At 40.5% G+C, this 23,913-nt stretch carries 15 protein-coding genes; 8 read left to right on the forward strand and 7 right to left on the reverse strand.

Annotation, left to right across the window (positions count from 1 at the left end; translation table 11 throughout):
- Positions 1-55: 55 nt before the first annotated feature.
- Complete coding sequence (locus HUV91_RS11240; protein WP_174493420.1) at positions 56-3,844, reverse strand: exodeoxyribonuclease V subunit gamma; 3,789 nt, start codon at positions 3,842-3,844, stop codon at positions 56-58.
- A gap of 186 nt (positions 3,845-4,030) precedes the next feature.
- Here HUV91_RS11240 and HUV91_RS11245 point away from each other — a divergent pair, with 186 nt between their 5' ends.
- Positions 4,031-4,543 (forward strand): hypothetical protein, encoded by a 513-nt coding sequence (locus HUV91_RS11245; RefSeq protein ID WP_174493421.1) that lies wholly within the window; start codon positions 4,031-4,033, stop codon positions 4,541-4,543.
- A gap of 122 nt (positions 4,544-4,665) precedes the next feature.
- Here the strand turns inward: HUV91_RS11245 and HUV91_RS11250 are convergent, their stop codons facing one another.
- Complete coding sequence (locus tag HUV91_RS11250; RefSeq protein WP_174493422.1) at positions 4,666-6,084, reverse strand: phosphate--AMP phosphotransferase; 1,419 nt, start codon at positions 6,082-6,084, stop codon at positions 4,666-4,668.
- A gap of 237 nt (positions 6,085-6,321) precedes the next feature.
- On the opposite strand from HUV91_RS11250, the gene HUV91_RS11255 reads away from it, so the two are divergent.
- The 7 genes from HUV91_RS11255 to hisIE all read left to right on the forward strand — a co-directional run bounded on the left by HUV91_RS11255 (position 6,322) and on the right by hisIE (position 13,438).
- Complete coding sequence (locus HUV91_RS11255) at positions 6,322-7,029, forward strand: FFLEELY motif protein (protein WP_174493423.1); 708 nt, start codon at positions 6,322-6,324, stop codon at positions 7,027-7,029.
- 170 nt (positions 7,030-7,199) lie between these two features.
- On the forward strand, positions 7,200-8,144 hold the full coding sequence (gene ubiE, locus HUV91_RS11260) for a bifunctional demethylmenaquinone methyltransferase/2-methoxy-6-polyprenyl-1,4-benzoquinol methylase UbiE (protein WP_130074264.1): 945 nt from the start codon (positions 7,200-7,202) through the stop codon (positions 8,142-8,144).
- Between the two features lie 31 nt (positions 8,145-8,175).
- On the forward strand, positions 8,176-8,841 hold the full coding sequence (locus HUV91_RS11265) for a ubiquinone biosynthesis accessory factor UbiJ (RefSeq protein WP_174493424.1): 666 nt from the start codon (positions 8,176-8,178) through the stop codon (positions 8,839-8,841).
- An 18-nt stretch (positions 8,842-8,859) separates the two neighbouring features.
- Positions 8,860-10,479 (forward strand): ABC1 kinase family protein, encoded by a 1,620-nt coding sequence (locus tag HUV91_RS11270; protein WP_174493425.1) that lies wholly within the window; start codon positions 8,860-8,862, stop codon positions 10,477-10,479.
- A 72-nt stretch (positions 10,480-10,551) separates the two neighbouring features.
- Positions 10,552-11,145: a hypothetical protein gene (locus HUV91_RS11275; protein WP_130074261.1), complete on the forward strand. Its 594-nt coding sequence runs from the start codon at positions 10,552-10,554 to the stop codon at positions 11,143-11,145.
- A gap of 87 nt (positions 11,146-11,232) precedes the next feature.
- Positions 11,233-12,315, forward strand: a complete 1,083-nt coding sequence (locus HUV91_RS11280) for a patatin-like phospholipase family protein (RefSeq protein WP_174493426.1) — start codon at positions 11,233-11,235, stop codon at positions 12,313-12,315.
- Positions 12,316-12,643: 328 nt separating this feature from the next.
- Positions 12,644-13,438, forward strand: a complete 795-nt coding sequence (gene hisIE / locus HUV91_RS11285; RefSeq protein ID WP_130074259.1) for a bifunctional phosphoribosyl-AMP cyclohydrolase/phosphoribosyl-ATP diphosphatase HisIE — start codon at positions 12,644-12,646, stop codon at positions 13,436-13,438.
- A 67-nt stretch (positions 13,439-13,505) separates the two neighbouring features.
- On the opposite strand, the gene HUV91_RS11290 is transcribed toward hisIE, so the two are convergent.
- The 5 genes from HUV91_RS11290 to rplJ all read right to left on the reverse strand — a co-directional run bounded on the left by HUV91_RS11290 (position 13,506) and on the right by rplJ (position 23,678).
- Complete coding sequence (locus HUV91_RS11290; protein WP_130074258.1) at positions 13,506-13,862, reverse strand: DNA transfer protein p32; 357 nt, start codon at positions 13,860-13,862, stop codon at positions 13,506-13,508.
- 172 nt (positions 13,863-14,034) lie between these two features.
- A complete protein-coding gene (rpoC, locus tag HUV91_RS11295; RefSeq protein WP_130074257.1) occupies positions 14,035-18,228 on the reverse strand; it encodes a DNA-directed RNA polymerase subunit beta' in 4,194 nt (1,397 codons plus the stop codon).
- 128 nt (positions 18,229-18,356) lie between these two features.
- A complete protein-coding gene (gene rpoB / locus HUV91_RS11300; RefSeq protein WP_174493427.1) occupies positions 18,357-22,445 on the reverse strand; it encodes a DNA-directed RNA polymerase subunit beta in 4,089 nt (1,362 codons plus the stop codon).
- A gap of 306 nt (positions 22,446-22,751) precedes the next feature.
- Positions 22,752-23,123, reverse strand: coding sequence for a 50S ribosomal protein L7/L12 (rplL, locus tag HUV91_RS11305; RefSeq protein ID WP_065993999.1), 372 nt, complete (start codon positions 23,121-23,123; stop codon positions 22,752-22,754).
- 48 nt (positions 23,124-23,171) lie between these two features.
- Positions 23,172-23,678 (reverse strand): 50S ribosomal protein L10, encoded by a 507-nt coding sequence (rplJ, locus tag HUV91_RS11310; protein ID WP_130074254.1) that lies wholly within the window; start codon positions 23,676-23,678, stop codon positions 23,172-23,174.
- Positions 23,679-23,913 lie beyond the last annotated feature (235 nt).

The following is a 23,913-nucleotide window of genomic DNA, read 5'->3' on the forward strand; positions in this document are numbered from 1 at the left end:
GTCTTTATAAAACTCTGATGAACAACAGTGTTGGCAGAAGTGTGCTCAGTCATGATTATTCCTCTGCAACTTTTTGATGTTGATAAATCGGTTGATATAAGTCGTAGGCAAACAGATCACAAGCATGTTGCAGCAAAGCTGTTGCGTCTTGTTCCTGTAAAATAAACTGCCAGTCTCTGTGTTTTTTACTCGACTCTGTTCGATCCAAACTATACGTCAGGAACGCATCGCTTTTATTCCATTCTTTTAATACAGCATCAATGCTATTCAACACCCATTGCCCTGCTTCATTCTGAGTCCATTCCACTTCCTTCTCTGCATTCATCACCAATAAATCTTGGCTATTTGCTTTCTTCGTCATCAATAATTCAGCAGGTAAAACCAAAGGTTCAGCCTGACCATAAACATAGGCTTTAAACCATGCCAATAAATGCGCCTTAGCTTGCGCCGAAGTTAAGCCTGTGTTGACAATGGTGGCATCACTAAATATTGCAATACGTTGTAAACCCTGTGCTTGTTCACCTGCTAAATTTAAATAGCTCAGCCATAGCAAATATTCAAGCCATACTTTGGTACGCCGTGTACCCCGTGCACTTGCAGCATCCAAACTGATCCAATGCCCAGCATGTTGTTTCGGCACCGTGATATTCATCACCACATTATTTTCAAGACGCCATTGCCGTTGCGTAGTCGCTGTTACTTCAGCTGCATACAGATGCAAACGTTCTTTTAAACGCTCCTGTTCAACCAAACTCATTTGCCATGCACTGTATTGCACTTTACCAATCGGCAATTGATCTTGTAATAATCCAATATCAGCCATTAAATTTGATTCACAATCAGCATGGTCTGCATGCACTGCATTCTGTTTTTGTAGAAAATGTCGAATTTGATATTTTGCCAAACCATCAAGCACCAAGGGTTCATTTAATGCAGGGATATCTTCCGCGCGTAGATTTTCCACACCCAAAGTTTTCAGATATAACCGTGCAGGGAATGTAACATCCTGAATCCATTGTGCTGCATCCAACACCGTGATGTTTTCTTGCACCATAGGATAAGGTGTATTCACCCAAGCTTCTCGCGGTGACAAATTTGCCGTTTGCTGAATTTTTTGTGCCACTGCAAACCATTGATCTTGATAACGTAACTGATCTGTAGAGGTAAAACCACTTGGATCAAACGGTTGTAAGTGATGTACATGATATAAAGACTGAATTTGTTCAGGAATTTCAATACCTTCTTTTTCAATCATCCGATCAGCACGCTCAAGGGATGGTTTGTCAGATGGATCATGCCTCATATCATCAGGCGATTGTGCAATCAATGCGATATGATTGATCAATTCTTGTAATACGCTCGATGGATCACGTACTTCACCATCACTGACGTCAAAGCCATTGTAAAATAACCACAGATTTTCTTGCGCAAGCAATAAAGCATCTAAAAATGCGCCTTGATCATCATCCAAACGTGAACGATCACCCAATTGTGGTTTTAAAATTTCCATTAAATCAAAAGGTAAATGAGTATTTCGATTTGGAAATTTGCCACTATCCAAATTCAACATCACAATCAATTTATAAGGTAATGGTCGAATTTGCCCAATTTGGCTAAAAGTAATCTGTCCTGTCGGTAAAGCCTGATCAAATTGTCCTTCCAACACATTTTGAATTTCATGCAACAAATAAGGCAAAGGTAGATCGATATTACGCAGCACTGCTATATCTTGCGCATCATGCTGTGGTGCATTACGCTGATCATAATAATTTGCCAAAGTCAGCATACGTTCTTGTTTTTTGACAATTTCACGCACCGATTTTAAAGCCTCAACCCCACATTGCTCAAACTCAACAATGTCTTGCATCAAACGTTTTAACCATGATTCAACATGGATTTTTTGCTGAGATAAAGTAGACGTTTCATGTGCAATCATCCACTCACGGCGCGCGGCAAAATCCTGATAAATCTCGATCAAGGTCGCAATCAGTTCAAAATCACTCGGCAATACTTGCGCATAACTTAATGTATCGCCCTGTGGATGAGAAAAAATGGTATGTTCAGGAATAGCAACACCCAATGCCAAACGATCTAGCGCATATTTAAAACTAAAGCGATAATCGGTATCGTCAGCACTTAAAGTACGCTGTAAATGTACTGCATCCAAACCACGTTTAAAGCCTGCATTGATCAATAACGCCACCATACGTTCAGTATTGGAAATGTCCAAGCCATAACGCAATTGAGTGGCATTCAAACTGAGCCAATCCGCGAAATCTTCAACACTGAAACGCCCTTGCACCAACTGAATCCGCCCCAACACTGCTCGCCATGCATTGACTGCATCAAGCTGTGTAACCCCTGCAATTTTGACAGGTAAATAAACACTATCTTGATTGGGAATATGCGGAAAGATACTACGAACCAGTGGTTCAATTTGTTTTAAATCAGGTGCTAGCACCAAAATATCACTTGGACGATGTGGGTTGTCCGCTGAGCCCTGCGCTAACCAATGGATGAGCTGATCTTTCAATACTTCCAACTGACGCAATGCCGAATGACAAACATGAATTTGAATCGAATCATCCTCTTTAGCAATCGGATAAGCATGTGGTTCAGGTTCAACCAAATACAAAATATCGGACTGTAATTTGGTCAGTAAATTTTTCGGTTCTTCATCGACAAATGCATCAATCCACTGTCCTTCTTCACCTGAAGACAAATTGGAAAGAATCGAGAAATGGTCACGCGCTTGCTTACCAAAACGAGTCAGCAACGGATGACGAGACTCACGAATTTCAGCATTAAAATTTAACGTAAATTCATCAAAAAACTTTTGAATATCGGCATCTGTGGCTTTGGGATATTTGGCAATAAAACGTTCTTTAACCCTTAAATCGTATTGTTTTTTCCAATTCGGATCGACACTGTCTGCCCAATATTCTTGTGAGGGGTTGTAGTGCAAAATCACCACATCCACATATTGCCCCAAACGTCTTAAAAACTGCAACTGACTGGGTGGTAAGTCCAATAAGGTAAACACAATCAACTGGTCAGGTAATTTTTTCAGGGCTTGTGGTCGTTTCGCGGGATCATCCATAACTTGCCAAAAATCCGCATCAATCCCTTGCATTTCAACAAAGTCTTCATGAAAGGTGTGTTGCCACAACCAGCGCTGCCAATGTTCCAACTCTTGGGCTTGATTTAACGTAAAAGCCGAAACTTGTTGCTGAGTCTTAAAAAATTGTTGTTCTAAATCAAGTTCCTGACCACGCCCCCATTGCCCTAACCAATTGCTTGGACAATGACATAACTCACCGCAGCCTCGCTGACAATCCCCTCGATATTGCATATAGTTAATGAACAATTTCGAGACTTGTTCTGCAGTCCAATACAACATACTTTGTTTTTTCAGTTGTTTTTCCAAACCATGGTCCAGCTGTGCAGCTGCATCATAAATCCGTTGAATAATCCCAAATAATGGATGATCTTCTGCAAGTGTATTGTCCTCGGCAACAATAAAGCCTTTTAGGGTTTGATAAATACGCCACTTCATAATCAAACGGGGAATATTGGCTTTACGGACTTTATCTTTATCCTCCAAAACTTGCTGGTATGCAAACCACTGAAAGCCACGAATACGCTGATGAAAGATGGTATTGGCACTCATGCCTTGCTGTTCTGCCATCTTTTGGCTCAGCCATTCTTCAATTGCAGGACTAGGAACAATAAAATGTTGTGGCTTTAGGACAGAAAAAGGGTCATTTGAGACAACATGGGTGCTTTTTAAAACCCCCTGAACCAAGACCTCTATTGATTGGCTTTGAATAACATGAATTGCCATAATCCCTCAACCATTTTGCTACTTATTGTTCTGTTTATGCACAAAAACATAAACATTCGCCACTATACAACTGCATCATACTATGGCATTTTTACTGCATTATTTGGAAATAACTTTATTATTTCAAGCTAAAATAATGCAACCGCATAAATACGATAAATAGTTTGAATTACAGGTAGATATTTTATGAAAATTGATAAAATCCCAAACTCCATTGACCCAAGTCTAAACCTAGAAACTGTTCGAAATGAATGTTTAGAACTCGTCAAAAAACGTGCTTATTTTTCAGCAGGTGCCGCAATTATTCCCGTACCATTTTTTGATGTCGTGATCGACGTGGGAATTTTGTCGCAATTAATCCCTGAAATTAATGCCCGTTTTGGTTTAGCCCCTGAGCAAATCAGTGTATATGATCCAAAAACCAAACAGATTCATTGGAATGAACTACGTAAACGTGGCTTTGAGTTTTCAGGTCTAGTGGTGGCACGTACTGCGGTTAAATCCTCACTCAATAATGTTGCAGCCAAAGTCATTACCAAACAAGTGACCAAATTTATTCCTTTGGGTGGTTCAATCATTGCGGCAAGTTTGGGTTATATCGTGATGAAAAAAGTGGCTGAAGCCCATGTAGATGAATGTTATAAATTAGCAAAAGGCATTCAAAACAAACAAAAAGAAAAGATTGTGCAATATTCTTAATGTCTTAATTGAAAAAGCGGATGATTAATCCGCTTTTTTTTGCATGAGATAAAGTGTTATTCAACAGTATATTTGGCAATAGTACGATAAATATACTAGATTCAAAAATGCCTACCTAGCTCTCAATCTGCTTTCAATTGCTTTAAAATGGTCTTTAAAATTTCAATACGTGCTGTGTATTTATCATTGGTTGAAATCACATGCCACGGTGCATAAAACGTATGTGTGCGTTGCAACATATCTGCTGCGGCATTCAAATAATCATCCCAATGGCTACGATTGCGCCAATCATCTTCTGTAATTTTAAAACGCTTATGTGGTGTTTCTTCTCGTGCTTTAAAACGTGCTTCTTGTTCATCTTTGCTAATGGCAAGCCAAAACTTCACAATGACATATTGATTATCAGTTAAGTCTTTTTCAAAACGATTAATTTCATCATAGGCACGTTGCCACTCAACAGGTGTGGCAAAACCTTCGATGCGTTCGACCAAGACACGCCCGTACCATGTACGGTCAAAAATCGAGATCTTTTCATCTTCCAATAATTTCGTCCAAAAGCGCCATAAATAAGGACGTGCTAATTCATATTTTTCAGGTGCTGCAATGGTATAAATGCCGTATTCTCGTGGGTCTAACTTTTTAACAATCCGCTTAATTGCCCCACCTTTACCCGCGGCATCCATCCCCTCAAAGGTAATAATCACTTTACGCCCATCAAAACGCATGGCTTCCGCGACTTTCTTGGTCAGCTTTTTTAACTCGTTTTGATAGTCTGACTCATCCATTGCATCACTTGAAACATCAAGTAATGCTTTAGGCACTTCTGCTTGCTGCCATTTTTCTTTGACTTGTGTGGCATAGCTTGGCAAATGCTGCAAGTTTTTTAAAATATATTGCGCAAACTGCTGATCCCGCATTTCTTCATTTTCACAGTCGATCACCATCCAATCATCGGTAAAACGCTGACGTAATTTTTGCACATTGTCATATTGTTTTTTATTGCGCCAATCTAAACCGTGTAATTTGTGCCAACGTTGGTCTTCAGCATCCATTTTATCTAAGCGTTTTTGTAATGATTTCCATGACAAATCAAACCAAACTTTGATGACATCAACATGATTATTTTTTAAATCCTGTTCAAAGGCATTCATTTGTGACACATAAGCATCGAACAAGGTATCATCCATGGGTGCAGAAACATGCAAAGCTGTGGACAATAAGTCACTGTACCAATTCCCAAACATCACTAAAATCTGCCCTTCGGCAGGAATATAACGTGCGTATGGCTGCCAAAAGGCTTGATCTTTTTGCATCATATACGGAGGATCAGCTTTGACTCGTAAATATCGAGGATCAACCCACTCACGCAGTTGTTTCACTGCCTCGCCCTTACCTGCAAGTTCAATACCACTGACCAAAATCACCAAACTTTTCGCATTTTTTTGTCCACGCGTATTTTTCAAAGCGTATTGTGCTTCGATCAGATCCAAAGACAGTTGATTGGGATCAACCAATTCACATGCGGATTCAGTTATTTTCATAAATAGGCTCTTTTCTTATGTTTTCATTATACTTTTTTAAGTTTACAAAGATTTGCTCTGCCTGCACACATTTTTTGTATCAGTTTTTATAGCAAAATATGCCTCTTATATTTTCAATTACACTCTAAATCAAGCACCAACTGACTTAATTTCAGTCATTTTCATGTCATATCGTCATGGTTGTTCAGATAAACTGTGATTATGATTTTCTTGAATATATAGAAATTGAGTTCACACATGTCTAAACTCGCAGCACTTGACCAACTTTTAGAAGAATATAAGCAGTTAAATTATCATCAAAATCCTGTACTTAAAAAACGTTTGCATGAAGCACAAGATTGGTTAAAAGCACGTATTTTAGCAACCCATACTGAGTTATTTAACCGCAAAGAAAATAAACTCATGGCAGACTATTTTATTCACCGTCTCTACGGCGGTCCTGATTTTGATGATTTAGCCATACAAATTGAACGTTTGTTAAAATATGCACACAAAGCGGAAAAAATCATTCCTGAAAATGCCATCCAAACAGGTTTAAAATCAGTTGGTTTGGCTGTATTAGCAATGCGACTTGATGAGCAAGTTGCAGCGCAACTGTTACAAGATTATCCCATAGATCAATCGATTGATGATGAAATGATGCGCTTAACCTTAATCAAGCTTGATCAACATGATGCCCGTTTACAACAATTGGACTTATTGGATGATTTAGGAGCTGCATTGGACAAATACATGCGTTCATTTATCATGCATACTGCTTTTAAAATGTGTAAAGGCACCGCACATAAGTATCAATTTGATTTGATGTATGACTTTATTGGTGAAGGTTTTACTGCAATGAAACCAATGAAATCTGCGGCTGATTTTATTCATGCATTTACAGTCAAAGAACGTGAAATTGTCAATAATGTACATTCAGGACAAGCCAATCCTTTTAGAATATGATAAGGTTTTATGATCGAATTGACGACATAAACGCCATATTTTCTATAATATTATTTGGGGTTTAACATTAACCTTAAATTTTGCATGATCGGCACTGTAAAAAATCACAGAATCTGTCATCATGCAAAATATGGCAAGATTTCTTATTTTTGTGTTCAGGAGTGACTCACGTGTCGGATGAAAACCAAAAGCCAAGCCAAGCAGCTGAATCGGCAACAAATACAGACAAAGTCAGTCCATTCTTAACAGAACCATTACCGCAAGGTGCGCCACAAGGTCAGCAACAATCTTTACAACAACAGTTGACCGATACCCCTGTTTCAGGAACAGTACCCAAATATAATCTGCCACGTGGTGCCAATACAGGCAATGTCGGTGCAACCACGCATTTCGGGTATCAAACCGTCAACAGTGAAGATAAAGCACAAAAAGTGGCTGAAGTATTCCATTCTGTTGCAGCCAAATACGACATCATGAATGACTTAATGTCATTTGGTATTCACCGTTTATGGAAACGCTTTGCGATCAATATGTCTGGTGTGCGCCGTGGTCAGCGCGTGCTTGATATCGCAGGCGGTACTGGTGACTTGGCTAAAGTATTTAGCCGTGAAGTCGGTCCTACCGGTCATGTGGTTCTATCAGATATTAATGAATCCATGCTCAATGTCGGTCGTGACCGTCTGATTGATGCAGGTTGTACCAATGTCGATTTTGTCTTGGCAAATGCTGAAACCTTAGAGCCATTTGAAGACAATAGTTTTGACTTACTCACTATCAGTTTTGGTCTACGTAATGTGACCGATAAAGATGCAGCCCTTGCAGCCATGTACCGTGTGCTTAAGCCGGGTGGTCGTTTACTGATTTTAGAATTCTCTAAACCTGTGTTTGAGCCATTCTCAAAATTGTATGATCTGTACTCATTCACTGCATTGCCAATCATGGGTAAAATCGTGGCGAATGACTCAGAAAGCTATAAATATTTAGCTGAATCCATCCGTATGCACCCTGACCAACGTACCTTAAAAGGCATGATGGAAAATGCAGGCTTCCAAAATACCGATTACCATAACTTAACGGGTGGAATTGTTGCAGTACACCGTGGCTTCAAACTCTAAGTTTTCTCCAAAATAGCATAAAGGTTGAATTATGTGGTCCATTCTGGCACTGGGTGCAGTTGAACGACTCATCAATCAATTTATCAATCTGGATGCGATCACTCGCATTCAGTTCAATCAATTACAAGACAAGTTGCTGCGTGTAGTGATTGACTCCCCACAACTGTCTGTAGATGTCTTTTTTGATGAAAATAAAGTCCGTTTAGAACCGACTGTGACAGGTAAAAGTGAAACACCTTCGGTTTTTGAGCAACGTCCTTTTGATCAAAATACGGTCATCACGGAAGCAACTGCAACCTTGCATGTAAAAAGCATCGTTGAATTGGCAAAGCTATTTTTAGCTGATGATATTGGCAATATTCCATTGCAAGGTGATTATCACGTATTGCAGGATATTCAACGTATTCTCCAAGAGGCTGAGCCTGATTTAGCGTCACATTTAAGCCCGTGGATTGGCCCTGCATTGGCACATGAAATTGCCAAAATTCAGCTTGCACCGAAGCATTTAAAGCGTTCCCTGCAAAGTCATTTATTCTTTGCCGAGGATTTTTTAAAAGAAGACACAGGCTTATTTGCACCACGTTGGCAAATGGACGATCTGCAACAAGATACCCGTCAACTCAATCAAAATATTGATCGACTTGAAGCTAAAATTCAGCAGCTACAGCAACAACTCAACCCCACTACTCCCTCTTAAGATCAGGTAATGTAATTTATGATTCCGCATATTAGCCGTTTACTCGAACTTTGGCGCATCGCCGCGCACTATAGACTCGACACACTGGTTCCTGCGGAAGAATTACCTGAAAAAGCCCGCCATGCTTTGTCGCTTATTCGTATGCACCCTGCAGCATGGTCAAGTAAAGAGAAAAAGAATCCACTCAAGCTCAAAGAAGCTTTGGAGCAAATGGGTCCTTTGGCAATTAAAATGGGGCAGTTACTGTCAACACGCCGTGATTTAATTCCACCTGAAATTTTACAGCAATTGGTTTTATTACAAGATCGAGTGAAACCATTCGGTGTTGATGTTGCCAAAACCCGTATTGAAGAATCCTTAAAAGCCAATATTACGACACTTTTTGCTCGTTTTGATGAACAGCCTTTGGCGGCGGCGTCTATTGCTCAAGTGCATACTGCGGCTTTGCATGATGGTCGTGAAGTGGTGGTCAAAGTCACCCGTCCTGACATTCGCAGTCAAATTTTAGAAGATTTTGAAATTTTAAGATGGCTCGGTGCAAGCTTAGAAAAACGTTTGGAAGCTGCACGTGCTGTGCATATTTCCGAAATTATTGAGAACTATCGTCAAGTCATTTTAAATGAACTGGATTTGACTTTAGAAGCGGATAACACACGCCGTATGCGCCATTACTTCACAGGCTCAAGCATGATGTATGTGCCTGAAGTGTATATGGACAGCAAAGATGTGATGGTGGCTGAACGCATTACAGGCGTACCGATTTCGGATATTGCAACCTTTGAAAAACTTGGTATGGATCGTAAAGATTTAGCTGAAAAAGGTTTAACGATTTTCTTTACTCAAGTATTCCGTGACAACTTTTTCCATGCCGACATGCATCCGGGAAATGTCTTTGTTGAAACCCTGAATCCGAGCAAACCTCGTTATATTGCACTCGACTGTGCAATTATGGGTGAGTTGTCTAAGTCCGATCAGATGACCGTTGCCCGTATGTTACTTGCGGTCATGAACAGCGATTTCATGCAACTGATTCAGATTGTACATCAAGCAGGTTGGATTCCACCGGGAACCGATCAAGATGCTTTAGCCCGTGAAATGCGTCGTACAGTTGGACCTATGGTGTCCAAACCGATGCATGAATTGGACTTTGCTGGCATCCTGATTCAGGTCATGGATATTGCACGTCGTTTCCATTTGGAAATCCCACCACAACTGATGTTATTACTGAAAACTTTAGTCCATGTAGAAGGTTTAGGCACAGACCTTTATCCTGATTTGGACATTTGGAGTCTGGCAAAACCGATTCTAACCGAATGGGTTAAAGCGCAAATGAATCCACAGAAAAACTTAAAAGAATTGGGACAAAAAATTCCTGATTTACTTTTAGGGGCGCAGGATTTCCCAACCTTAATGATCGATAGTTTAAATGGTTTAAAAAATCAGTCGGCATGGCATGCTAAACAGCTACATGAATTACAAATGATGCGTTTGGAAGTGGAACATCAACAAAAACGTAGTTGGATGTTCGGCAGTATCATGGCGATTTTCTTATCTATTGCGATTATTGCACCGTGGTATATTTCTATTGTGTTGATTGTATTGGCAAGTGTTTTAGCCGTTTGGCGGATTGCAAAGTAAATTAAGAAAAGCATCAAAAATCACATCAAAACTGGTGTGATTTTTAAATCAGAAATACAAAGATAATATAATATGGCTACTCATTCTAAAATAAGCATTCTCCATCCTTCCATCCAAACTATCTTAGATGAAATAAAAAAATTTTATAAAGTTACTGACCAACTCAGTTTACCTGTTGTTCAAGAATGGTATTTTCACGACTACGATAAAAAGACTGATACTATTATCGTTTCATGCAACTACAGTATTCATTGGGTTGATATTGTCTTTAATTATCATGATTTAACAGATCCTCTCATTTTTGATTTTTTAATCTATTTATCAAAAAAATATAAGACCATAATTTTACTTGGTTATCTACAAACTACTAGCGCAGATGCACAATTTATAATACTTGAAAATGGAATTATCCAATACAATATTGCACAGTATTTAATTGAAGATAAAATTGTCATGACTCAAAAATTTGGCTTAGAAAATTCTAATCATATTTTTAGGTCGGACTTACCTGAAGTTGGTCAGGCATTTAATTCAGAAATACAAGAATTCTTAGATTTAGATGATTGGAATAACTTTTTTGACAGCTGTAATCGTGAATATACTTTTGACTATTCAACCCATCTCGAAGAATATTTGCATTTATGTTGGTATAAAGAAAGCCCATGACTCCCAAGTCACCTACTGAAACCTATCGCCATTGTCCTGTCACGGCTTATTCCTAAAATACTCACATCCGTTTGAGTGAGTGAAACCATGACCCAAATTTTACAAAAACGCCCTGCTGCATTAACAATTCAAGCAGGCTCACTTGCCAAACAACTCATAGAAAAAGAAGGACTACAAGCACATCATGTCGACATGATTCCCGGTGCGGCAGGTGGTCCAAAAGGCATTGGTTTAATGGGTCTCGACCAAGCCATCTTTGGTGAGTTTCTTCCACAAGCCAAACAACGCCGCTTTTTAATTGGCTCATCTGTGGGTGCATGGCGTTTTGCAGGAATTGTAGCGCAAGGTGAAAAACTTGGACCTGAAAAATTGGCTGAGTTATATATCAATTTGCCCTTAAAAAAAGGTATGAAAATTGCGGATATCGAAAAAATATCACGTGATATGTTGCATGGTATTTTAGGCGATCAAACGCAAAGATTGGTTGATCATCCTGATTATCATTTGACGATCATTGCGGCTAAAGCTGAGCATCTGTTTCAAAGTGACCACAAATTTGCGCTATATAGTTCCTTGCTTGGAATTATCGGTAGCAATGCGATTTCACGTGATCATTTAAATAAATTTATGCAACGTGTCATTTGTCAGCCGACTGATTTTCCACAATTTAAAATTCAGGATGATGCGTTTAAAACCCATTATATTAACTTTAATACCGACAATGTCGCCGATTGGCTCATGGCTTCGGGTTCCATTCCTGCGGTCACCCCTGCAGTGAAAAATATTGCTGACGCACCTAAAGGGGCTTATCGTGATGGGGGTTTAATTGACTATCACATTGACCTACCTTTTGAGAGTAAAGGCATTGTTTTATATCCCCATTTTACCGACAGCATCACCCCTGGCTGGTTCGACAAGATGTTTAAATCGCGCAGAGCCAATCCACAAAATCAGGCACGTACTTTGCTGATTTCTCCTTCTCAGGATTATCTAAATTCATTGCCTTTAGGTCGTTTACCTGACCGTAAAGACTTTGTTTTAAAAGGCTTGTCTGATGCTGAGCGTAAAAAATTATGGACGCAATCTGTCGCAGAAAGTCAGCGCATGGGCGATGAGTTTTTAGAGTTGCTTGAAAAGCAGAATTTTACGGAAGTAATGCAGGGTTTATAATTCAAAAATAAAGAATTTATGATTATACAAAGCTTTGGCAGACTTACCATCAACATCGTCAATGCTCTACTGCTTTTTATCACTTTTAAGTCATCTACTGACACTGTTATATCAATCTGATCATTGGTGGGCGTGTGATTTGATCTTACAGGCCCACATTGAAAATATAGATTCAAAACTTATTCTGACTTTACCACTCTTTAGATCATAAGCTGATTAAATAATTTCCAAGATTTCCCGCAAATCACTCCAAATCACGTAAACTATAGACCTCTACGTTAAAAGCGTAGCGCTCAAACCTTTTAAATTAGTAACTTGGTGAAATCCTATGAACAACTTGCAATGGCTCGATGAAGTAAAATTTAACGAACAAGGACTTATTCCTGCTATTGCACAGCATCATCAAACAGGACGTATTTTGATGGTGGCATGGATGAACCGTGAAGCACTCCAACTCACCGCGGAAAAAATGCGTGGCGTTTACTTCTCACGTTCACGCAATAAACTCTGGTTTAAAGGCGAAGAGTCAGGACATTTTCAAACCGTTTATGAAATCCGTTTAGACTGCGATGCAGATGTAATCGTGCTTCAAATTGAACAAGAAGGTGGAATTGCTTGCCATACAGGTCGTGAGTCTTGTTTTTACCGCAAACTTACGCCAAATGGTTGGGAAATTGTCGATGCTCAGCTCAAAGATCCGAACGCCATTTATGGTGGCAAGTCTGAAGAGAAGTCATCTAACCCACATACATTGGCAATGAATGCTTCCAATGCCCAAGCTGAACAAGTTGAAGTTTTGGGTTATTTGGGCAAAATGATGGCAGAACGTAAAAAAGCCGATCCTGAATCTTCTTATGTGGCAAAACTTTATCATAAAGGTTTAAATAAAATCTTAGAAAAAGTCGGTGAAGAAAGCTTTGAAACTGTGATTGCTGCAAAAGAATATCAAGCACATGACAATGAAGACAATAAAAATGACCTCATTTATGAAGTGGCAGATGTTTGGTTTCATACCATTGTCATGCTAGGTTATTTCGACCTAGATGTACAATTGGTACTTAATGAATTGGCACGTCGTCAAGGTTTATCGGGGTTGGTTGAAAAGGCCAATCGCCAACACTAAAGTTTTCCAATAAAAATAAGCGCAGAATGCGCTTATTTTTATTAACTTAATCTTTTAAAGCTAAAGCTTAACGTTTTTGTTCAATCGCAGCACCTGCACCACCACCGATTGCACCACCAATCGCAGCACCTGCATTGCCACCGAATACGCCTTTACCAATTGCTGAACCAATCGCGCCACCTACACCACTATAGGTTGCATTACGGTTAGAACCATTTTGGGTTTTACTGCCCACTGCAGCACCTGCACCACCGCCAAGCGCAGCACCTGTACCGCCACCCACGTTATTCCCCACACCACCACCAATTGCACCACCTAAAGCAGCTGATGCAACACGTTTATCATTACTTGACATATTTTCACAACCTGCCAACAGCATAGTTGAAAGTGATGCAACTGCCAAAACTGTAATAACCTTTTTCATATTCATCTCCATCAGTCCTTTTTTAACTCTTGCCATCTTAATCTTATTTCATGAATTGAATCTTTATAGTGTGTTAAAAAACGCAACTTTTCATGCATATTTTGTAAATCCATAGCACATAAAAAAAGACGCCCTCGGGCGTCTTCTTCATTTCAAATTCTAAATGAATTTCTTAGAAAGAATCTTCATTTAAAGCTTGTGAAAATGCTTGGTCAACTTCAGAGAAGTCATTTACAAGTTCATGTTCAGCAGCTTCTGCTTCTTGACGACGACGTTCTAAGTGGTAAGCCAAACCTGTACCCGCTGGGATCAGACGACCTACAACCACGTTCTCTTTCAAGCCACGTAATTCATCTTCTTTACCTGTTACAGCCGCTTCAGTTAACACACGTGTTGTTTCTTGGAACGATGCAGCAGAGATGAATGAGTCTGTAGAAAGCGATGCTTTGGTAATACCCATCAATTGACGTTCAAACTTCGCAGGGAATTTGTTTTGAGCCGCAACCGCTTGGTTTTCGCCCACAACACGGATGTAATCCACTTGTTCGCCTTTGATGAAGCTTGTATCACCGCCATCAGTGATATCAACTTTACGCAACATTTGACGTACGATAACTTCAATGTGCTTATCGTTGATTTTTACACCTTGTAGACGATAAACGTCTTGAACTTCGTTCACGATGTAGTTGGTTAATGCAACTTCACCTTTCAAACGCAAGATGTCATGTGGGTTTTGTGGACCATCAGAAATGGTTTCACCACGGTTCACATGCTCGCCTTCGAATACGTTGATTTGACGCCATTTCGGAATCAATTCTTCGTAGATCTCAGAACCATCATCAGGTGTGATCACTAAACGGTTTTTACCTTTAGTTTCTTTACCGAAGCTGACGATACCAGACACTTCTGCAAGGATCGCATGTTCTTTCGGTTTACGTGCTTCGAATAAGTCAGCTACACGTGGTAAACCACCGGTAATATCACGCGTACGAGAGGTTTCTTGTGGTACACGACCGATAACATCACCGACACCGATTGTTTCGCCATCACGAACAGTCACAATCGTGTTTTGTGGCAAGAAGTAGAACTGTTCACCACCATCGGTTGTATCTAGCACAATCGCAGGACGTAAATCTTTACCAGAAGCTGGACGCGCTGTTACAGGTAAAATTTCAGTTGTGGTCATACCTGTTGCATCATCAGTTTTCGATGTTGCAGTCACACCATCAGCAATTTGGCTGAAGCGTGCTTTACCAGCAACTTCCGTCACTAATGGATGCGTATGTGGATCCCAAGTTGCAACAATACCGCCTCCTTCAACAAGCTCACCATCTTTAATTAAGATGGATGCACCGTAAGGAAGTTTATAACGTTCACGCTCACGACCTAAATCATCCGCAATACCAATTTCACCTGAACGTGAAACAGATACCAAATGCCCTTTAGCATGTTGTACAGTTTTCACATTGTGGAAACGTACTGTACCTTTATTACGTACTTGAACGCTATTTGCAGCAGAAGTTCGACTTGCAGCACCACCGACGTGGAACGTACGCATGGTTAACTGTGTACCAGGCTCACCAATAGATTGTGCAGCCATTACACCGACAGACTCACCTGGATTTACCAAGTGACCACGCGCAAGGTCACGACCGTAACATTTCGCACAAACACCAAATGTCGATGCACAGCTTACAACTGAACGTACTTTAACTTCGTCAACACCAGAATCTTCAAGGTATTGAGCAAGTTTTTCATCAATCAAAGTATTACGTGGCAAGATAACTTCATCTGAACCCACTTTAGTAACATCTTCAGCAGTTACACGACCTAATACACGTTGGCTCAATGGCTCAATGACATCACCACCTTGAATAAATGGTGTCATGACAAGACCATCATAAGTACCACAATCAGGCTCAGTAATGACTAAGTCTTGTGCTACGTCAACCAAACGACGAGTCAAGTAACCTGAGTTCGCTGTTTTCAATGCAGTATCGGCCAAACCTTTACGTGCACCGTGTGTTGAGATGAAGTACTGAAGTACAGTCAAACCTTCACGGAAGTTTGCTTTAATTGGAGTTTCAATGATCGAACCATCTGGTTTCGCCATCAAACCACGCATACCTGCTAACTGACGAATCTGAGCTGCAGAACCACGGGCACCTGAGTCAGACATCATATAAATACTGTTGAAGGATTTTTGTTTCTCGTCTTCACCCTGTTTATTTTTAACAGTCGTGAATGACAAGTTATCCATCATCGCTTTGGCAACTTGGTCGTTGGTACGTGCCCAAATATCGACCACTTTATTATAACGTTCACCCGCAGTTACGAAACCTTGCTCAAACTGATGTTCAATTTCACGAACTTCTGTTTCAGCTTTGTCGATAATTGCTTGCTTTTGTGGCGGAATCAACATGTCTTCCATACCCACAGAAACACCTGAACGTGTTGCTTGACGGAAGCCCAAGTACATCAATTGGTCAGCGAAGATAACAGTATCTTTTAGACCCAATTTACGATAGCAAGAGTTGATTAACTTCGAGATGTTTTTCTTGGTCATCTCAACGTTAATTTGTTGGAAATCCATGCCTTCAGGAACAACTTCCCAAAGGAGGCAACGACCTGGAGTTGTGTCTACAACAATGGTTTGATGCTCACGGTTACCATTTTCATCAATCACAGTTTGGTGTACACGTGCTTTTACACGCGCATGTAAGTCTACTTGACCTGTAGCCAATGCACGGTTAACTTCGTGAGTATCCGCAAACACCATGCCTTCACCTTTGGCATTGATTGCATCACGTGTGATGTAATACAAGCCCAAGACCACGTCCTGAGAAGGCACGATGATCGGCTCACCATTTGCAGGTGATAAGATGTTATTGGTTGACATCATTAACGCACGAGCTTCAAGCTGAGCTTCAAGTGTTAATGGAACGTGTACCGCCATTTGGTCACCGTCGAAGTCGGCGTTAAACGCAGCACATACGAGTGGGTGAAGACGGATCGCTTTACCTTCAATTAAAGTCGGTTCAAATGCTTGAAGACCTAAACGGTGAAGTGTTGGCGCACGGTTCAACATAATTGGATGTTGACGAATTACAGATGCAAGCACGTCCCAAACTTCTGGTGTCTCACGTTCAACCATTTTCTTCGCAGCTTTAATGGTTGTTGCTTGGCCTGAAGCTTGTAGTTTCGCAAAGATAAATGGTTTGAATAATTCAAGTGCCATTTTCTTAGGAAGACCACATTGGTGCAAACGTAGTGATGGACCAACGGTAATCACCGAACGACCAGAGTAGTCAACACGCTTACCAAGTAAGTTTTGACGGAAACGACCTTGTTTACCTTTGATCATATCTGCCAAAGATTTCAGCGGACGTTTGTTTGAACCTGTAATTGCACGACCACGACGACCGTTATCTAACAATGCATCTACAGACTCTTGTAACATACGTTTTTCGTTACGTACGATAATGTCTGGCGCTGCAAGGTCAAGAAGACGTTTCAAACGGTTGTTACGGTTGATGACACGACGATACAAATCGTTCAAGTCAGAAGTCGCAAAACGACCACCTTCAAGCGGTACAAGCGGACGAAGATCTGGTGGAAGAACTGGAAGTACAGTCAACACCATCCATTCAGGCTTGTTATTTGAATCGTTGAATGCTTCCATCAATTTCAAACGTTTAGAGGCTTTTTTAAGTTTAGTCTCAGACGTTGTATTTGGAATTTCTTCACGAAGACGTGTAATTTCAGCTTCAAGATCGATGTCTTTTAACAAATCTTGAACTGCTTCAGCACCCATTTTCGCGCTGAATTCATCACCGTGTTCTTCTAACGCTGTGAAATATTCTTCATCATTCAGAAGTTGATATTTTTCAAGCGGTGTCATACCTGGATCAGTAACGACATAAGATTCGAAATACAATACACGTTCGATATCACGTAAAGTCATATCAAGTAACAAACCGATACGGCTTGGTAATGATTTCAAAAACCAAATATGTGCAACAGGTGAAGCAAGTTCAATGTGACCCATACGTTCACGACGAACTTTCGCAGTCGTTACTTCAACGCCACATTTTTCACAAATGACGCCTTTGTATTTCATACGCTTGTATTTACCACACAAGCATTCGTAATCTTTGACTGGACCAAAGATTTTGGCACAGAATAAACCATCACGTTCTGGTTTGAACGTACGATAGTTAATCGTCTCAGGTTTTTTTACTTCACCATGAGACCATGACTTAATCATTTCTGGTGACGCAAGACCAATACGGATGCGATCAAACTCTACAGGAGCATGACCGTCTGAGTCCGTCTTTTTGCGCATGATATCGAGCAAGTCTTTCAATTTTTTTCTCCGTGTGTTGTGGAGATTTTCACTCTACAACTGGGTCACAAATATTGTTTTTTAACTGAAAAATCCCCTAAGTCCCCCACTTAGTACAAATGAGGTCTTAGGGAGATTTCAATGGCTAATTAGTCACCATTTTTCAGTTCAATGTTGATACCTAAAGAACGGATCTCTTTGGTCAATACGTTGAACGATTCAGGCATACCTGGGTCCATATAATGGTTACCATCTACAATGTTCTTATAGATGCGAGTACGACCTTCAACGTCATCCGACTTCACAGTAAGCATTTCTTGAAGTGTATAAGCAGCACCATAAGCTTCAAGTGCCCAGACCTCCATCTCACCAAAACGCTGACCACCGAATTGAGCTTTACCACCCAATGGCTGCTGCGTAACTAGAGAGTAAGAACCAGTAGAACGTGCATGCATCTTGTCGTCAACCAAGTGGTTGAGTTTCAACATGTACATATAACCTACAGTGACTGGACGGTCAAAACGCTCACCTGTACGTCCGTCATACAATACTGTTTGACCTGTACGTGAAATACCACCAAGTTCAAGTAAGTCTTTGATTTGTGACTCTTCAGCACCATCAAATACTGGTGTTGCTAAAGGCACACCCTTACGTAAATTACCTGATAATACCAAGATTTCATCATCAGTTAAGCTATCAAGATCTTCTTGCTCGCCACCAACTTGGTTATAAATCTTGTCTAAGAATTCACGTAACTCAAGAATAGTACGTTGTTCTTGCAACATCTTATCGATCTTGTCACCAAGACCTTTTGCTGCCATACCCAAGTGAGTTTCTAGAATCTGACCCACGTTCATACGTGATGGTACACCTAACGGGTTAAGTACCACATCAACAGGCACACCGTTTGCATCATGTGGCATGTCTTCTACAGGTAAGATGTTTGATACAACACCTTTGTTCCCGTGACGACCCGCCATTTTATCACCCGGTTGGATGCGACGTTTAACAGCTAAATACACTTTAACAACTTTCAATACGCCAGTTGTAAGTTCATCACCTGTAGAAAGTTTGCGTTTTTTCTCTGCAAATTTCTCATCAATTTCAAGACTCTTCTCTTTCAAGAACACTTGAATTTGTGTCAAACGTTCAGCAATTGCTTCGTCAACAGGTTGGATTTCAAGCAGATCTACCAACTCTAAACTAGACAACACGTCTTCAGTGATTTTTTGACCACGTTTAGTTGTGCCACCACCATTCGACTCTTGACCATTCAACAAGCGAACCACACGCTCACGTGCTGCTTCTTCGAAGATTTTGTATTCTTCTTTCAAGTCTTTACGGTAAGCATCAAGTTGTGCTTTTTCAATTGCTTGAGCACGTTCATCTTTTTCAATGCCATCACGAGTGAAGACTTGAACATCGATGACTGTACCTTTCACACCAGACGATACGCGTAAAGATGAATCTTTTACATCAGCCGCTTTCTCACCAAAGATTGCACGAAGCAATTTTTCTTCAGGTGTTAATTGCGTTTCGCCTTTCGGTGTTACTTTACCAACAAGAATATCACCTGCTGTCACTTCAGCACCGATATACACAATCCCTGACTCATCCAATTTAGACAGTGCAGCTTCACCCACGTTAGGAATATCCGCAGTAATTTCTTCTGCACCCAATTTCGTATCACGTGCTACACATGACAATTCTTGAATATGAATTGAAGTCAAACGATCTTCTTGAAGTACACGCTCAGAAAGTAAAATCGAGTCTTCGTAGTTGTAACCGTTCCAAGTCATGAACGCAACGCGCATGTTTTGACCGAGTGCTAATTCACCACCATCAGTCGATGGACCATCAGCAAGAACGTCACCACGACCCACTTTATCACCCAGGCTTACAAGCACTTTTTGGTTAATACAAGTGTTTTGGTTCGAACGTGTATATTTGATCAAGTTGTAGATATCTACACCTGCCTCACCCGCGATCATTTCGTCTTCATTGACACGAATAACCACACGAGAAGCATCAACAAACTCAATACGTCCGCCACGTTTCGCAATCACACACACACCAGAGTCATGTGCTACGTTTGCTTCCATACCTGTACCAACAAGTGGTTTGTCAGCAAGCAATGTAGGAACAGCCTGACGTTGCATGTTTGAACCCATCAATGCACGGTTGGCGTCATCGTGTTCAAGGAATGGAATGAGGGATGCCGCAACAGATACAACCTGCTGTGCAGAAACGTCCATATGCGTCACTTTTTCAGGAGGCATACGTACAAATTCACCTTGGTGACGTACAGATACAAACTCTTCAGTCAAATGACCATCTTGATCGATCCCTGAATCGGCCTGTGCAATCACAGTACCTACTTCTTCAATCGCAGATAAATATTCAACTTCATCTGTTACACGACCATCAATAACTTTACGGTAAGGTGTTTCCAAGAAACCGAAGCTATTACATTTCGCATACACTGAAAGTGAGTTGATCAAACCAATGTTTGGACCCTCAGGAGTCTCAATTGGACATACACGACCATAATGCGTTTGATGTACGTCACGTACCTCAAAGCCCGCACGCTCACGTGTTAAACCACCAGGCCCGAGTGCTGATACACGACGTTTGTGTGTAATTTCAGACAATGGGTTATTTTGGTCCATGAACTGAGACAATTGGCTTGAACCAAAGAATTCTTTGATTGCAGCAGCAACTGGTTTTGCATTGATCAAATCTTGTGGTGACAAATTATCTGTTTCAGCTTGGCTTAAACGCTCTTTTACAGCACGTTCAACACGAACAAGACCTACACGGAATTGGTTTTCTGTCATTTCACCAACAGAACGCACACGACGGTTACCTAAATGGTCAATATCGTCGACTTCGCCTTTACCATTACGAATTTCAACCAATGTTTTTAATACATCAGTAATGTCTTCGTTTGAAAGAATACCTTCAACTTCACGTGATTTTTGGTCAGTACCGACTTCATAAGGACGACCTAAACGACGGTTAAACTTCATACGACCCACTGGCGATAAATCATAACGCTCAGTTGAGAAGAATAAGTTATTGAATAAGTTTTCAGCAGCTTCTTTTGTTGGTGGCTCACCTGGACGCATTACTTTGTAGATTTCTACCAGTGCTTCTTCACGACCTGAAGTCGTATCTGCACGTAAAGTATCTGCAACGAATGGACCACGGTCGATGTCATTGGTATAAAGCACGTTAAACTGCTTAACGCCGCCTTCCGCAATTTTCACCATAATTTCATGGCTAAGCACTGTATTGGCAGGAATCACTTCACCATCATGTAAAGTAATATCCTGTGCAACAATACGCTCATATAAATATTCATCAGGTACAGGAAGCTTAGTTAAGCCCGCTGCTTCCATTTGACGTACATGACGCGCATTGATACGCTTACCTTGTTCAACAATCACTTTACCGTCATTGTCTGCAATATCAAACTGCGCCATTTCACCACGTAGGCGTTCTGGCACTAGGTCAATTTGATAACTGCCCATATCAAGATATACAGGAACTTTCTCATAGAACATGTCTAGAATTTGTTCGTTGCTATAGTTCAACGCACGTAAAACAACAGTCGCAAGTAATTTACGACGACGGTCAATACGTACATAAACTAAATCTTTCGCATCAAACTCAAAGTCTAACCATGAACCACGGTAAGGAATAATACGTGCTGAATACAACACTTTACCGCTTGAATGAGTTTTACCTTTGTCATGATCGAAGAACACACCTGGAGAACGGTGTAACTGAGATACGATTACACGCTCAGTACCGTTAATCACAAATGTACCGTTCTCTGTCATGAGTGGCATTTCACCCATGTAAACTTCTTGTTCACGAACGTCTTTGATTGATTTCGTTTCACGATCTTTAATGATCAAACGAATTTTTACGCGCATTGGTGCCGCATAAGTTGAGCCGCGAAGAATACATTCACGTACATCAAACTCTGGTTTACCAAGGCTATACTCAACGAATTCTAAAGCAGCATTGCCAGAATAACTTTCTATTGGAAACACTGAACGAAATGCGGCTTGGAGACCGATATCTTCGCGGTTTTTTGGAGTTTTGCCATCTTGTAAGAATGTTCTGTACGAGTCGACTTGGATCGCGAGCAGGTACGGAGCATCCATCACTTGGGGCAATTTACCAAAATTCTTACGGATCCGTTTCTTTTCGGTATATGAGTATGCCATCTGGAGTCCTCGGAAAGTAAACTAAACCCGCCTGCAGAACGGATTTAGAAGGAATTACGCAGGTCGATATGACCACCACCTTTTACAAATGCTGCAATTTTCAGTGGTATAAAACGCTTAACAATATTTTTAAAATGGAAAAATATTGTTAAGCGTTTGATTTTGTTTGCTTATTCTTAAAATTGATGATTTTTCTATCATTCAATCTAAAATCGAGCCGATTATTGTAACGCAAAAAGGCTGATAGCCCAAGAGCTATCAGCCAATTTGTGGAGTCGATTTTTAAATAATCGACCCCCTAAGCGATTACTTAAGTTTAACTTCAGCACCAGCTTCTTCAAGTTTTTTCTTAAGTTCTTCAGCTTCTTCTTTAGAAACGCCTTCTTTGATTGCAGAAGGAGCGCCTTCAACAAGATCTTTCGCTTCTTTAAGACCAAGACCAGTTGCTTCACGAACTGCTTTAATTACAGCAACTTTGTTAGCACCGAAGCTAGCAAGTTCAACTGTGAATTCTGATTGCTCTTCAGCAGCAGCAGCGCCAGCACCTGGAGCAGCAGCTACAGCTACAGCAGCAGCAGATACATTGAATTTTTCTTCGAAAGCAGAAATTAATTCAACAAGTTCAAGAACAGTTTTTTCAGCAACTGCGTTTAAGATTTCTTCGTTAGTTAAAGCCATGAGAGTAACTCCAAATGGATATTGAATGGTGTGTAAAAATGTTTAAGCTTAAGCAGCTTCTGACTCGTTTTTCTCTTTGAGCGCTGTAATAAGGCGACCCAATTTCGAAATAGGAGCTTGAAGAACGTTTGCAAGCATAGTAAGCGCTTTCTCTTGGTTTGGAAGGTTCGCGATTACGCTAACTTCAGCACCTTGATAAACTTTACCGTCAAATGCAGCAGCTTTAAGTTCAAATGCTTTATTAGTTTTAGCAAATTCTTCAAACAAACGAGCTGCAGCGCCCATGTCGTCTTCAGAAGTTGAGAAAGCTAAGATTGTTGGGCCAACAAGGTTGTCATTCAAAATATTGAATTGAGTGTCTTGAAGCGCACGTTTAGCCAAAGTATTACGTACTACACGAGTAGCAACACCTAGTTTACGCGCTTCAACACGTAGAGCAGTTAATTGCTCAACAGTTAAACCTTGGTAGTCAGCAACAACAGCAGCATACGCAGTAGAAGCAACTTCTGTTACTTCAGCTACGATCTGTTTTTTGTCTTCGATAAGAAGAGCCATTGTAAAACCTCCTAACGGTGATTTATGCACTCTAAAAAAGTGCACTCCCAATTCGTAAACCTTTCGATTTACACGCGGAGGAGGAACAAATCACACCACCGCGTCTACTCAGACTGGATTTTTAAGAAGTGGCTTCGAAAAACCACCTCGCCTGAGGTCTTTGACGCTGATAAATATTCACTTATCAATTCAAAGTTTGCCTGAGTTTGCGAGAAACTACGTTTCTTGCGAAAAT

The sequence above is a fragment of the Acinetobacter sp. Marseille-Q1623 genome, assembly GCF_902809895.1.
Lineage (GTDB): Bacteria > Pseudomonadota > Gammaproteobacteria > Pseudomonadales > Moraxellaceae > Acinetobacter > Acinetobacter piscicola_A.

Coding starts and splice junctions, on each gene's coding strand:
- HUV91_RS11290 (WP_130074258.1), bottom strand. CDS start 13,862: ATGAAAAAGGTTATTACAGTTTTGGCAGTTGCATCACTTTCAACTATG.
- HUV91_RS11255 (WP_174493423.1), top strand. CDS start 6,322: ATGTCTAAACTCGCAGCACTTGACCAACTTTTAGAAGAATATAAGCAG.
- HUV91_RS11270 (WP_174493425.1), top strand. CDS start 8,860: ATGATTCCGCATATTAGCCGTTTACTCGAACTTTGGCGCATCGCCGCG.
- HUV91_RS11240 (WP_174493420.1), bottom strand. CDS start 3,844: ATGGCAATTCATGTTATTCAAAGCCAATCAATAGAGGTCTTGGTTCAG.
- HUV91_RS11250 (WP_174493422.1), bottom strand. CDS start 6,084: ATGAAAATAACTGAATCCGCATGTGAATTGGTTGATCCCAATCAACTG.
- HUV91_RS11265 (WP_174493424.1), top strand. CDS start 8,176: ATGTGGTCCATTCTGGCACTGGGTGCAGTTGAACGACTCATCAATCAA.
- rplJ (WP_130074254.1), bottom strand. CDS start 23,678: ATGGCTCTTCTTATCGAAGACAAAAAACAGATCGTAGCTGAAGTAACA.
- rpoB (WP_174493427.1), bottom strand. CDS start 22,445: ATGGCATACTCATATACCGAAAAGAAACGGATCCGTAAGAATTTTGGT.
- HUV91_RS11275 (WP_130074261.1), top strand. CDS start 10,552: ATGGCTACTCATTCTAAAATAAGCATTCTCCATCCTTCCATCCAAACT.
- HUV91_RS11280 (WP_174493426.1), top strand. CDS start 11,233: ATGACCCAAATTTTACAAAAACGCCCTGCTGCATTAACAATTCAAGCA.
- rplL (WP_065993999.1), bottom strand. CDS start 23,123: ATGGCTTTAACTAACGAAGAAATCTTAAACGCAGTTGCTGAAAAAACT.
- HUV91_RS11245 (WP_174493421.1), top strand. CDS start 4,031: ATGAAAATTGATAAAATCCCAAACTCCATTGACCCAAGTCTAAACCTA.
- hisIE (WP_130074259.1), top strand. CDS start 12,644: ATGAACAACTTGCAATGGCTCGATGAAGTAAAATTTAACGAACAAGGA.